Origin of the sequence: Bradyrhizobium sp. AZCC 2262, assembly GCF_036924535.1 — a bacterium.
Lineage (GTDB): Bacteria > Pseudomonadota > Alphaproteobacteria > Rhizobiales > Xanthobacteraceae > Bradyrhizobium.
Map to the genome: position 1 here is coordinate 850,013 of NZ_JAZHRT010000001.1, position 12,620 is coordinate 862,632.

The following is a 12,620-nucleotide window of genomic DNA, read 5'->3' on the forward strand; positions in this document are numbered from 1 at the left end:
GTTTGATACGGGCAATTGCCTCGTTCGATCCCCTCGCGCAAGCCGCCATCCATTTTCATGCAAATTCTCAAACGTATTGGCATCATCCTCGTCTGGCTCGCCGGACCAGTCGCCATTTTCGCAGCAGCCAACAAGAACGACCCTTATCTGATTTCGTTGCGAGGGCCGGGAAACATTGTTCTGGCGGCGGCGAGCATTATCGCCGTCGTGGTCCTCATCCGTCGCGGCTATTGGAGAAGAGGTATTGCGGGAAAGGCGCTCATTCTGCTGTGGTGCCTGCCGTCGCTGTCGATACTCGGCGCGCATGCTTCGTTTGAATGGCGCAAGCGGTACGTCTTGCAGACCGATGCTGCGCAGGCGCGAAGCCTCGGGCGACACTTCATCGTGGGATATTCGTCGTTCGCCGAGGTGGCGGCTCTCGCCGAGAAGGGCCTGATCTCCGGCGTCTACGTCACAAGGCACAATATCGTGGGATCTTCGGCGGCTCGTCTGAAAGAGGAGCTCTCGGCGCTGCAGGAAAAACGGCGTGCAGCCGGCCTGCCGCCCCTGATCGTCGCGGCCGACCAGGAAGGCGGCATCGTATCGCATCTGGCGCCGCCCTTGACCAAGTTGCCGGCGCTATCGACGCTTGCGAGCCTGGCGCCGGATGTTCGCGCGGAGAAGGCGGAGGCGTTCGGGCGTACGCATGGGCAGGAGTTGGCGGCGCTCGGTGTCAACCTGAACCTTGCGCCGGTGCTGGATTTGCGACCCGAACTGAAGCGCAATCGATTCGATTTCAACACGCTGATCGGCCAGCGCGCGATTTCTGATGATCCGGCTATCGTCGCCGATATTGCGCGGGCTTACGTAAGCGGGCTGGAGGCGTCGGGCGTCGGCGCGACGGTCAAGCATTTTCCCGGGCTCGGACGCGTACGAAGCGATACCCATCATTTCAGCGCCGATCTGGATACGCCCCTGGACGAACTTGAAGCGTCGGACTGGATTCCATTCAGGAAGGTGCTGGCTGGTTCAAAAGCGCAACTGATGATCGGGCATGTGACGCTGACCTCGGTTGATCCGGACCGCCCGGCGTCGCATTCCAAACAGGTCGTCGACGGCATCGTTCGCAAGAAATGGAATTATCAAGGCGTCGTCATGACCGACGACCTCGTGATGGGCGCGATCTATCAACGCAATGTCTGTACGGCGGTGATCGAGGCGCTCAATGCCGGTGTCGATCTGCTGCTGGTCGCCTTCGACGGGGCGCAGTTTTACCGCATCTTTAGCTGCGCCACGGCGGCGTCGGTCGAGGGAAGGCTCGACGCCGCCATGTTGGGCGACAGTGAAATGCGGCTGAAGAGGGCAGTCCCTGGGGAGCGCCAAAATCCGCAATATTCTACCACATCGCACACTGCCGCTCCGGGAGCGTTATCCCGCTCGATGACCGACTGATCGCGCAGGCCGCTCAGCATTTCGCGCCATAAGCAAATCAAAAAAACGGAGTTGGTCAGCGCAGCGAGAACACGTTTTTCAACTGCACCAGGAATGTCACCAGCCATGCGCACGCAAACATGCCCGCGAGACCAAGCGCCGTTCTGCGATCAATCAAGGACAGGCTTGTCCACCACCATATCCGGTAAAGCCATATTCCCGTCGTGGCCACGCCAAGCAAGCAGACCAGCATCTTGAGAAAGGACGAATTCGCGACACCTAAAGCGCCAAACAAGAGCGTTGCTGGAACGAGAAACATCGTACAGGCGGATATCAAAGTCTCGTTCATGGGCCCTCAAGACATCTACGAATCGCAGGCTACCCATGCAGTTTGCAGCAACCTGTACTTTTCCGGAAGGGACACCGATGCGACGCATCCTTGGCTTGCGCCGCCCTAGACCTTGTTTCGTCTCAGGCGTCTTGGGGGGACTACTAGTCGGGGGTGGTGCCTGGGTTTCGGCTCACCGAGGGCGGACAGTCTGCCGCCGGTGCGGACGTCGATCACCTCAATCGGCGAGGCGATGACCTCAATGTCGGTGATCGGCGGGCAAAACGAGTCGATACCGCGGGATTGACCAACTTCCACTGGACAAAGCGGCGGCGCGAATTATTTGGCTAGCCGACCTTCCTCCGGTAGCCCCGTGATTGGCTGGGGCCGGAATGCGGGCTTGTGATCCTGCCGTTTGGACCACGACACGTAGTAGGCCACACCCGTCATGATCAAAATCCCGGCAAAGCTGACCAGGACGTGCATGGCGAGCGAATCCGGGCCCGTGATCAGGACAAGGTGTCCGGCAAATGAAAGAAACACCCCGGCGCAAAAAACCGCCAGCCACTCCTGGCCGCATTTGATGACCGGCTGCAACGTCTGCGATCGGAAGCCTGACCAGTCTCGCGGCACCATGTAGGTAAACAGAAAGGCCAGCGCGAGAAAGTGAAGCACCCTGTGAGGGGCGAGGTTTTCCCTGTCGGGAAGCAAGGCATCGCGCAGGAGATCCGGGACGATGCCGGCTTGGGGAAATTTTCCTGCCACCGTCACCGCCAGCGCGAAGAGCAGGTACAGCCCCGCCGCGGCGCGGAGAACCACGAGTTCCTGAAGCTTATGTATCGCGCGGATTTGATTGGCGCCGCTCAATGCAAGCCAGGCGCCGAGCGCAAACAGGAGTTGCCAGCAGAACGGGTTGAGGGACCACTTTCCATCCGGAAACGAAGATAAGTTCCAGTCGAAGTGACGGGCTGCGAGGTAGAGACCAAGCGACCCCACTATGGTGACATTCGGCCGGCGGACCATGCCGAACAGAACAAACGGGAAGGCCGCCATCAATACGATGAAGAGTTGCAGCACATCGAGGTTCAGCGGCTTGGCCTGAAGCAGCAGGCCGTGAATCAGTGTCCGGATCGTATGGTCAACGATCCCCGCAACATTGAACTCACCAATGAGTTCGGGCGCACGGGACTTGCGCGCGACATATCCGATCAGGTCGATATAGATCACGAATAGGACGATATAGGCGGCGTATAGCTGCCACAGCCGCTTGAAGATACGGGTTGCCGTCACGACGAACCCGCGCTCCAGCATCATCCTTCCATAGAGAATTGCGGCGGTATAACCGCCGACGAATACGAACAGGTCGGCGGCGCCGCTGAACCCGAAATTGCGCATGGTCAGCAGGCCGACCGCATTGTGCGGGATGTGATCCAGAAAGAGGAACCAGGCCGCGATACCAAGCAGCAGGCAGAGCCGGAGATCGCCGTCGCGCGAAGCGAGCTCAGCCTTCATTGACGGATACATTAGGGTTAAGAACTTTGCAGGTCGGAGGAATCGAATCGGGAATCTACCGCGATTGTCCGCACCGTCGGAATAGACTTTGCGTGAAGAATAATTAAGCAAGCTCTCGGCGATTAAAGCCGGTCATGGATCACAATTTTTTGAGGGAAAAGGCAAGCTCACGCCCGCTCGTGTTTGCGCAAATCGCGGATGTGATCGAACTGGCTGGCTTGCAAATCGGCGCCCGCTGCGCCGAGGTCGGGCAGGGCCGCCTCGCTGAGGATGTCAGCGGTGATGTCCTCGACGGAGCAACCCGCGATTTCATGGATGAAGCTGATATTGCTGTATTCACCCGACGCGACCCGGGAGATGACCTCGCGCCTTGTGATTTCCGGATCGACAATGGCCTCGCGACCGCGGCGGCCGTAGTCGATCATCACGACGAAATACTGCATGCTGGCGATCTGACCTCATCCCGCGCACCGGAAACGACGATGGCAGTATTTCCGAAAAACGGAAATAAGTCAAGTAAAAATTCTGAAAAACAGAAATTGCAAGCGGAAGCACTCGCGAGCATCGATAGAATCAGCCGATTCGGAAATCGCAACCTCGATGGCTATTTGTCCGGCGTGCGGCTGCCTGCTGACCTTGTCGCCTTGCGTGCCCGGGCCGTCGCCTTGTTGCGCAACCGCTCGATCTGGCCTCGGGGCAGGGTGACGCAGATCTCCCCGATCCATTCCAGCTTTACGCCGGTGATCGGCTTGGCATTGAAGCTCGTGAGGTTGACCGAGGTCGGAGATTTTCCGCGCTCGATCGTTTTCAGATAACGCTCGCCGGTCTTCAGGCGTACGGCGGCTTCCTCGCCGTAGAAGCTCGACAGCGGATGGCGCTGTTCGCGATAGACCACGATAATATCGCCATTCTCGTATTTCGGCAGCATGGAATCGCCGGCTACCTCGAAGGCGATGGTCTCTTCGGCGATGGGGAAGGGCAACTCGACCTCGCCGAGGCCTTCCGGTGGCACCTGCTCATGCTCTGGCTCGATCGAGGCGCCGGCGCCGACGCGGCCCATGATCGGCACCGAGTTCAATTCGAGATATTCGATGATCGGCGCGATTTCAGATGCCTTGATCAGGCGTATCCCCGACAGGATTTCGGAAACCGCGCCGGGACGAACGCCCATCGCCGTCGCCAGCCCGCCCTTGGTCTTGCCCGGCTTTTCCAGGCCCCGTTCGATCAATCTGATATCCAGCATAGGTCAAACCTTTCCGAATCTCAGAAATGATAGCAGTTCCGATTATCCGAAATCAAGCTTGACTTTCATTTCGGAATATCAGAAATTGATTGCCGGCGTCGGGCGGCGTTGACAAGAGCAAGGACAACAAATGGAACCGTCGAACTGGGCGCCCGAGCACTCGGACGCGCTGCGGGAATTTATTACCAAAGGCATGAGCTTTTCGGAGGCCGCGCGAGCTATCAATTCGCGATTCAACACGTCCTACTCTCGCAATGCTGCGCTCGGGCGCGCCCGGCGCCTGGGACTCACGGGGGACGATCGGCAGAAACCCTCGATGCCCACCGAACCTGCGGAGCCGCACGATACCGGGGAGCCGCGTGCCAGCGGTTTCAGGACGTTTGCGCTGCCCTGGCCGGTGCCGGTGTTCAAGGAGGCGAAGCCGGTCAAGCTGCGCTGCGTGGCGATCGAACCGCGGCATCTCTCGCTGATCGAACTGGAGCGCGGCGACTGCCGCTACCCCTACGGTGGCGATGAGGAGGGCGAGGCCATCACCTTCTGCGGTAATCCGCGCCGCCCGGGCTCGAGTTATTGCGCGCCGCATTTTCATTTGAGCCGCAATCCGATCGAGCCGCCCGAACGCGCGGTAAGCGCCGTTTCGCTGCGGGTGGTGGAGGCGGCATGAAGAACGCGACTGTCACATGCATGGCCGACAGGCTGAAGCCGCTGCCGCGCCGACATCGGATCGCTCATCTGCGTGCGCTGATCGGACTTCAGCCGGAGGGATACGGCCGCCGGGACGAATTGTCCGAATTGCTGCGCGCCGAGATATCGGACGCATCAAGCGAATAGATCTTCCAATCGAAACTGAATTCTACTGTCTTCAAGGAGCCCGCCAGATGCCGAGAGCCAAACGCCGAAAGCCGCACAATCCCGCCAAAGCGCATGACCGAAGGTCCCGTGATCTGCTACGCAACGCCGAAGTTGCAACCATCGAGGTCGATAATCCCCTGGCCTTGGAGCCGGGCGAGAAGATCGTTGCCCTGCGCTCGATTCGCAACGATCCGCTCGCGCGCCTGAATTCCCACCGCCAGATCGACGAGGCGCAGTACCAGGCCGGGCGTGCGTTCCAGGGCGACTGGGAGAAGGCGGAACGCGGTCCGCGCGCGGTCGATCCGACCCGGGAATATGTCGATGGGGGGCAGAGCCGCGAACCGATCACCGAGGGCCAGCGCAAGGCCGTGCTGCGGTTGAATCGGGCTGAACGCGAACTTGGCGCGGACGGTTCAGCGCTGGTGCATGACGTGCTGGTCCAGGGCCTGACCATGGAGCAGATCGGCCAGCGGCGGGGCCTGTGTACCAAGCGTTGGAGCGACTATTTTTCAAGGCGGTTCCGCGAGTGCCTCGACCGGCTGGCGCTGTTGTATGGGTTTGCGACGGAGCACCCGGCTCCCGTCAAAACCCTCCCGCGCTGAAGCGCAGAGGCTGCACGACGTCGTAGGCAGCCTTGCTCAGCGGTACGGCGTAGTCGACGGTCAATGCGCCGAACGGCGAGGCCCAGGTCAGGCCTGCACCGATCGACGAGCGCACGACATTCTTGTTGGCGACCTGAAGCCCTGCCGTCGATCCGCTGTAGCGAAATACGCTGCCGGCATCGACGAAGGCCGTGGCTCTGAGACCGTATTCGTTGGGTACGCCGGGGATCGCGCTCTGCAGCTCGGCGGTCGTTGCCCAATACGCGCTGCCACCGACATTATCCATCGTGGTGCCGGGCGTCAGGTCACGTGGGCCGAATCCGTTAGGGGCAAATCCACGCACCATGGTCGGGCCGCCAAAGAAATTGTTCATCAGCGGCACCTGCTGGCCGCCCCAACCGGTCACGTATCCGCCCTGGGCTCGCACCATGCCAACGAGATCACTACTGAGCGATTTGTAGTAGCGTACGTCTTCGGTCGTCTTCAGAAATTTTACGTCGCCGCCAAGCCCCGCCAGATCCTGGCTAAGCTGCGACTTGATTCCACTGGTCGGGCTCTTTGCGTTGTCCAGCGTGCTGTAGGTGGTCGTACTGCCGGGCGCGGAGACCCAGGTTGGACCGGCGGCAGCCGCCTGCCGGACAGCCAGCGAAGGCGTCAGGCCCGAAGCGTTCGGCGAAAGCGTGATGTTCTGATTGTAGATCGAGTAGCGCCACTGCACGCCGAGTTCTTCGTTGATTGGCGTACCCAGCTGCAGTCTCGCGCCGTAGGTGGTGGTGCCGTAGGATTGGTAGCTGTTGGCGTCGCTTTGGCGGCCGAACAGTTCGATTCCCGCCGCGACCTTGGTGCCAAGAAAATAGGGTTCGGATGCAGCCAGGTCGATCCCGCGCGCATATTGGCCGTAGGTGAAGGCGGCCTGGACGCTCCTGCCCGTACCATAGAAATTGCGGTCGCCGACTTTGACCTCGACGAGCGCGCCGTCGGTGGTCGAGTAACCGCCGGCGACGTTGAAATCGCCAGTCGCCTGGTCGACCGTCTCGACATCGAGGATGACATGGTCTGGCGCCGAGCCCGGCCTGTTCGATATCTTCACCGTTTTGAAGTAGTTCAGATTCTTCAGGCGTCGTTCGGCCCGGTCTATCAGTGTCTTGTTGTAAGCGTCGCCTTCAGCGATGTCGAATTCGCGCCGGATCACGTATTCGCGGGTGCGCGTGTTGCCATGAATCTCAATCCGCTCGATATAGGTGCGAGGACCCTGTTCGATCACGAAGGCGACGTCGATACGTTGCGCGGCGGCATCGCGAGTGAGCTGAGGGGTCGCCTGAGCAAAGGGATAGCCAAGCTTTGCCATTTCGATCGCCAGCAGTTCGGTGGTCTTGTCGAGGGCGTTGCCGTCGAACACCGCGCCCGGGTGCGCAGTGGGGAGCGCACGAAGCTTGTCGCAATCCATGCCCGGAACGTTGCAGGCGACGCTGACTTCCCGGAAGTGATAGAGCGGGCCTTCGTCAATTGCGAAGCTCAGGGTAAATCCCTTCACCGCCGGATCATACTCGGCCTTTGCCGATGAGACGTTGATATCGGCATAACCCTTGCTGCGGTAGTAAAGCCGTAGCTGTTCCCGGTCTTGCGCGATGCGGTCGGGATCGTAGACGTCGCCGCCGGTCAGAAAACTCAGCATATGGGTGGCGGAGGTCTTGATCACGGCGCTGAGCTGCCGTTTGCCGAAGGCCTTGTTGCCGGTGAAGTCGATCTGCCGCACCGGTGTTTTTGCTCCCTCCGTTATGGTGTAGACAAGGTCGACCCGGCCATTGCCGCGGTCGATGATCTGCGGATCGACGCGGACCTCGGCGCGGCCGGCACGCCGGTATGCCTCGATGATGCGGCCGACGTCGGCCTGCACGGTGGCGCGTTGCAGCGAGCCGCGCGGCTTTGCTTCGACGGCAGCGGCGAGGTCGGCGTCCTTGACCTTTTTGTTGCCTTCGAATGCGACGCGGTCGAGCACAGGCGCTTCGGACACATGCACCACAAGCCGCTCGCCGGAGCGCTCGATGGCAACCTTGTCGAACAGGCCCGTTGCAATCAGCGCTTTCAACGCCGCGTCACGCGCGGCTTCGTCGAAATGTCCGTCGGGGCCTGTATGAAAGTAGGAACGCACGGTCTCGGCGTCGACGCGGCGATTGCCTTCGACGATGACCGATGCTTGCGACGGCGAAGCGATTTCTGCGGCGACGGGTGTCGCGAAAATCAATCCGAGGGCGCCGGCAAGCCGAAGAGCGGTTCGGTTGCGTTGCGTGATGCGTCTAATCTCTCTGATCCCCGCGTTCCGCGGGCCTCCTATTGATCGGCTGAGATCGAATTGCCCGCGCGAGGCAAAAAAATGTCTGGGATAAGGTGAGTTGCGGGCGATACGCCACAATTTGAACGCCTTCTCTTAACCTGCACTTTCTCAGAATTGTCGCAATGCACGCTTCATGCTTCGCCATCGAGAGAGCTCAAGACGCTCGCGCACGGAACCGCGCACGCGTCAACGCTCGCAGGAGCATCACATGCGTTATGCAGCTTTCGTTGCCGCCGCGCTCATGCTGGTTCAGCCCGCCTATGCAGAGAAGACGCCAGAGGTCGATCCGCGCGCTTCGCTCGGCGTAGTCCAGCAATGGATCTATAATTACAGGGCCAAGCCGGACTATGCCCACGTCCCGGCGGCCGTGCGCGTGCTGTTTCATTCGCAGACGTTCAAGGAACCGGAGAATGCCGGAATCTATCTCGGCTTCATCGCCGGTGCGATCGGCTCAAATCCTGCCAAGGCCGAGCAGCTCATTGCCGGTTTCTTTCCCATCCGACCGGAAGACGAATGGGTGATCGTTCGCGCCATCGCCTATTCGGGGCTGCCCGACTGGAGAAATGTTCTGCGCCGGGTCGCACCACGAATGCCGAGCCGGCAGGTCATGATCGACAGCTACCTCGCCGGCAAGCTGCCGACCTTGACCGACATCCCGCTGGAGGAAATGAAGCCCGGCGTGATGGACAAGCTGCGCGGGGCATTCACCAAGAATCCCTTCGCCAAGGACGAGCGGAAGCTGAACACGACGCTCACGTTTGCGAGCAACCAGGATTTGCTGGATACGCTGTGGGGCTACTATTTTGCGACCGGCTCGCATGCACCTATCCAGCGCATCATCCAGATGCTGCCGTGGAGCAAGAGCCGCGACACGGTCGACAAGCTGACGGTCGGAAGCATGGCGCGCTATACGCTCGCGAGCTACGCGATACGCGATGCCAGTTTGCGCGAGTATCTCCGCAGCGAACTTGCCAGACAGCCGGCGGCGGTCAAGGCGCCGCTCGCCGAAGTGGTCGAGGCGGCGGATACGGTGCAGATCGCAGCCCTGCGCAAGGATGCGCTCGCCGCCGTGGATGAACTCAAGATCAAGGGCTCCGATAGCCGCCGCGACCTCAGCTTCTGGGGGCAGGTCGGTGTCGGCGCGGTCGCGCTCGGTTGCGTCTCTGCGGCTGCGTTAGGGCAGGTCGCGGTCGGCATTCCCTGTGTGATCGGCGGCTCGGCCTCGCAAGGGTTCCTGTCATTCTGGGAAAAGCAGCAGTAATCCAGGACCAGAGCCCGGTACTGATTGAATCTGGGCTGTAGTTGACGCGTTCTCTTCACGCGAACCGGGATCCACTTCGCTCGAAAACGCTATGGCCGCCGAAGCTCATTCCAGCCCGGCGCGGCGAAAGCCTTCGAGATAATGTTCGCGATCGGCTTCGTGCTTCCAGGGTAACTGCGTCGCGATCCAGGCGAGCGAAATATTGGGCTGGGTTCGGCGCAACTCCGCAAGCGCGCTCCGGGCAAGTTCGATCTGGCCGGTCATGCCGGCTGCGACCGTCAGCACTCGATAGGCGCCGGTGAGGTCGCCGCGCTGACGGGTTGCCTCGCGCGCCAGTGCAATCGCTTCCTGATAATTCCTTCCGACGAACTGGGCGTAGGCCGCAACGCCGTAATAGATCGCCGAAGAAGGATCGCGCGGGCTCTGGCGGATGGCGCGTTGCGTCGCCGCATAGGCATCCATCCACCGCCCGGCATAGCACAGCGCCAGGGCGTAGTACCCCTGCGCCAGGGAGAAGTTCGGGTTGAGCTGGAGCGCCAGTTCGAACTCGGCCAGCGAATGGTCGAGCCGGCGGGTGGAGAAATACACGCTGCCGAGCGCCGTATGCGCCCAGGCATCCTCGCTGTCGGCGGCAATCGCCGCCAATGCCGCTTGCTCAGCGACAGGTGCTGCGGTTGCAAGATCCCTCCAGCCCAGATGCACGCCGAACATATGGTTGGTCGCGAACAGGGCCAACGCCTGGCCGTAGTGCGGATCGATCGCAATCGCGCGTTCCAGCAGCGCCTGCGCGGCTAGGCTGTCGGGCCGTGTCACCCGCCAGTGATGCGACAGCGCCCGCATCACCAGGTCCCACGCGTCCACGCTGTTGGGTGGCTTGCGCCGGCTGCGAAAGTTCTCCGCCGCGTAAATCTGCGGCTCGATCGCTGTGACGATGGCGTCGGTGATCTCGTCCTGCACGGCGAATACGTCGGTCAGCTCACGATCGTAATGCTCCGCCCAGATATGGCTGCCGGTCGCGGTATCATTGAGCTGCGCAGTGATGCGGACGCGATCGCCGCTCCTTCTCACGCTGCCTTCGACCACGTAGCGCACCCCGAGCTCGGCGGCGACCTGCCTCATGTGCACCGGCTTGCCCTTGTAGGTGAACGACGAGTTGCGCGCGATCACGAAGAACCAACGCAATTTCGACAGCGCGGTGATGATGTCTTCGCTGATTCCGTCGGAGAAATAGTCCTGCTCGCGATCACCGCTCATATTGTCGAACGGCAGTACGGCTATTGCCGGCCGGTCAGGCAGCGATAGCGCCGGACGCGGTTGTTCTGCTTCTACCGGCGAAGCGGCCTGTGCATCGCATGGCCCATTCACGGCGCCGACGAAGCGAATCCCCTTGCGCGGAATAGTGCGAATGAGCCGCTGTTCCTTGCCGTTGTCGCCGATCGCGCTTCGAGCGGCGTTGATCCGGCTGTCCAGCGTCGAGTCCGAGACGATCCGTCCTCCCCACACCAGCGCAATGAGATCGTCCCGGCTGACGACGCGGTCGCGGTGTTTCAACAGGTGAATCAGCAGGTCGAATACTTGCGGTTGCATCGCCACCAGTTCGCCGCCACGGCGCAGCTCACGACGATCGGTGTCCAGGATGTGGTTATCGAAGTTGAATTTCACTTGCCCCATCGCATTATTTCTCAAGAAACAATCAAGTCAGTCTCATGAAGAGATCAAGCGTCAGGCAAAGTCATGTCGCCGGTGGCCGTGCATGCTGTCAAAATCGGGAGTTGCAATCCATTGCCGGTAGCGGAGTCAATTTCATGACGGAAACCCAAGTCATCCGCCCGGCGATACCGGGCAATCGGATGCTAAGATTCACTGCATTTCTGTTCGGCGGTGTGGCCTATCTCACATTTCTGTTCACGATTCTGTACGCCATCGGCTTCGTATCGGGGCTCATCGTGCCGAAGACGATCGATACCGGTGCGAAATCGGGGATATTCGAGGCAATTATCGTCAATCTTGCCCTGATGTCGTTATTTGCTATCCAACATAGCGTCATGGCGCGTAAATCGTTCAAACACTGGTGGACGCAGTTTATTCCGAAGTCTGTCGAGCGCAGCACCTATGTGCTGTGCGCAAGCCTCACGCTTCTGCTACTCTTCTGGCAATGGCGTCCAATGCCGGCCGTGATCTGGAATGTCCAGGAGCCCGAAATGGCCATGGTGATTGCCACACTGTCGTTCATCGGTTGGGTGATCGTGTTCACGAGCACCTTCCTGATCAATCATTTCGAGCTGTTCGGATTGCATCAGGTCGCCAACAATCTCGTAGGCCGCGAGATGCCGGCGCCCGTCTTCCGGACGCCGTTCTTCTATCGTTTTGTCCGGCATCCGATCTATCTCGGCTTCATCATCGCCTTCTGGGCGGCCCCGACGATGAGCGCGGGGCATCTGCTGTTTGCGGCGGTGACGACGGCTTACATCTTCGTCGGCATAATGCTCGAAGAGCGTGATCTCGTCGGTATGTTCGGTGACGAGTATCGCCGTTATCGGGAGCACGTTTCGATGCTGTTCCCTTGGCGCAAGCTGAACTGACCACTTCTCAATTGTCTGTAAGGAGACGGAGGAATGATGAAACATACCGGAAGCTGTTTTTGCGGTGCGGTCGAAGTGCAGGTCACCGGCGCGCCGGAAGGAATGGGTTATTGCCATTGCCGTTCGTGCCGTTCGTGGTCCGGGGGGCCGGTAAACGCGTTCACCCTGTGGAAGCCGGAAGCGGTACGGATCACGGCCGGGACGCAACATGTCGCAACGTTCGAGAAGACGCCGATGAGCCAGCGCAAGTACTGTGCGAAGTGCGGCGGTCACCTGATGACCAATCATCCGACGCTCGGGCTGGTCGATGTTTTCGCCGCAACTCTCCCGACACTTCCCTTCGCGCCCGGCGTGCACGTCAATTACGCCGAGACGGTGCTACCGATGCGGGATGGGCTTCCCAAATTGAAGGATTTTCCTGCCGAGCTTGGCGGTTCGGGTGAAATGATCGCCGAATAGGAAAAGACGGGAGCCTGCGGCGCGGCGAACGTTGTT

Annotated in this window: 13 protein-coding genes; 7 read left to right on the top strand and 6 right to left on the bottom strand. The window is 60.5% G+C overall.

The window, feature by feature from the left end:
- The first annotated feature begins 57 nt into the window (after nt 1-57).
- Complete coding sequence (locus tag V1283_RS03820) at nt 58-1,431, top strand: glycoside hydrolase family 3 N-terminal domain-containing protein (protein ID WP_334385114.1); 1,374 nt, start codon at nt 58-60, stop codon at nt 1,429-1,431.
- A 55-nt stretch (nt 1,432-1,486) separates the two neighbouring features.
- On the opposite strand, the gene V1283_RS03825 is transcribed toward V1283_RS03820, so the two are convergent.
- From V1283_RS03825 to V1283_RS03840, 4 genes are all read right to left on the bottom strand, one after another.
- A complete protein-coding gene (locus V1283_RS03825) occupies nt 1,487-1,759 on the bottom strand; it encodes a hypothetical protein (protein ID WP_334385115.1) in 273 nt (90 codons plus the stop codon).
- A gap of 318 nt (nt 1,760-2,077) precedes the next feature.
- Nucleotides 2,078-3,262 (bottom strand): OpgC domain-containing protein, encoded by a 1,185-nt coding sequence (locus tag V1283_RS03830; RefSeq protein ID WP_334392943.1) that lies wholly within the window; start codon nt 3,260-3,262, stop codon nt 2,078-2,080.
- Nucleotides 3,263-3,417: 155 nt separating this feature from the next.
- On the bottom strand, nt 3,418-3,693 hold the full coding sequence (locus V1283_RS03835; RefSeq protein WP_334385116.1) for a hypothetical protein: 276 nt from the start codon (nt 3,691-3,693) through the stop codon (nt 3,418-3,420).
- Nucleotides 3,694-3,854: 161 nt separating this feature from the next.
- Complete coding sequence (locus V1283_RS03840) at nt 3,855-4,493, bottom strand: S24 family peptidase (RefSeq protein ID WP_334385117.1); 639 nt, start codon at nt 4,491-4,493, stop codon at nt 3,855-3,857.
- Between the two features lie 130 nt (nt 4,494-4,623).
- Here V1283_RS03840 and V1283_RS03845 point away from each other — a divergent pair, with 130 nt between their 5' ends.
- Genes V1283_RS03845 through V1283_RS03855 form a run of 3 tightly spaced genes read left to right on the top strand, consistent with a single transcriptional unit; the run spans nt 4,624 to nt 5,947 of the window.
- Nucleotides 4,624-5,157 carry a GcrA family cell cycle regulator gene (locus V1283_RS03845; RefSeq protein WP_334385118.1) on the top strand — a complete coding sequence of 178 codons (534 nt, stop codon included), beginning with the start codon at nt 4,624-4,626 and terminating at the stop codon, nt 5,155-5,157.
- Nucleotides 5,154-5,324: a hypothetical protein gene (locus tag V1283_RS03850; RefSeq protein WP_334385119.1), complete on the top strand. Its 171-nt coding sequence runs from the start codon at nt 5,154-5,156 to the stop codon at nt 5,322-5,324. The genes V1283_RS03845 and V1283_RS03850 overlap by 4 nt, the downstream gene beginning before the upstream one ends.
- Nucleotides 5,325-5,371: 47 nt before the next feature.
- Nucleotides 5,372-5,947: a DUF6456 domain-containing protein gene (locus V1283_RS03855; RefSeq protein ID WP_334385120.1), complete on the top strand. Its 576-nt coding sequence runs from the start codon at nt 5,372-5,374 to the stop codon at nt 5,945-5,947.
- On the opposite strand, the gene bamA is transcribed toward V1283_RS03855, so the two are convergent.
- Nucleotides 5,928-8,192 carry an outer membrane protein assembly factor BamA gene (bamA, locus tag V1283_RS03860; RefSeq protein ID WP_334385121.1) on the bottom strand — a complete coding sequence of 755 codons (2,265 nt, stop codon included), beginning with the start codon at nt 8,190-8,192 and terminating at the stop codon, nt 5,928-5,930. The two genes, V1283_RS03855 and bamA, sit on opposite strands and share 20 nt — an antisense overlap.
- Nucleotides 8,193-8,490: 298 nt before the next feature.
- Here bamA and V1283_RS03865 point away from each other — a divergent pair, with 298 nt between their 5' ends.
- Complete coding sequence (locus V1283_RS03865; RefSeq protein ID WP_442895697.1) at nt 8,491-9,543, top strand: hypothetical protein; 1,053 nt, start codon at nt 8,491-8,493, stop codon at nt 9,541-9,543.
- A 105-nt stretch (nt 9,544-9,648) separates the two neighbouring features.
- On the opposite strand, the gene V1283_RS03870 is transcribed toward V1283_RS03865, so the two are convergent.
- Nucleotides 9,649-11,205: a winged helix-turn-helix domain-containing tetratricopeptide repeat protein gene (locus V1283_RS03870; RefSeq protein ID WP_334392945.1), complete on the bottom strand. Its 1,557-nt coding sequence runs from the start codon at nt 11,203-11,205 to the stop codon at nt 9,649-9,651.
- Nucleotides 11,206-11,393: 188 nt separating this feature from the next.
- Between V1283_RS03870 and mddA the strand changes: the two genes are divergently transcribed.
- Nucleotides 11,394-12,125, top strand: coding sequence for a methanethiol S-methyltransferase (mddA, locus tag V1283_RS03875; protein WP_442895839.1), 732 nt, complete (start codon nt 11,394-11,396; stop codon nt 12,123-12,125).
- Between the two features lie 36 nt (nt 12,126-12,161).
- Nucleotides 12,162-12,584 (top strand): GFA family protein, encoded by a 423-nt coding sequence (locus V1283_RS03880; RefSeq protein ID WP_334392947.1) that lies wholly within the window; start codon nt 12,162-12,164, stop codon nt 12,582-12,584.
- The last annotated feature ends 36 nt before the right edge of the window (nt 12,585-12,620 follow it).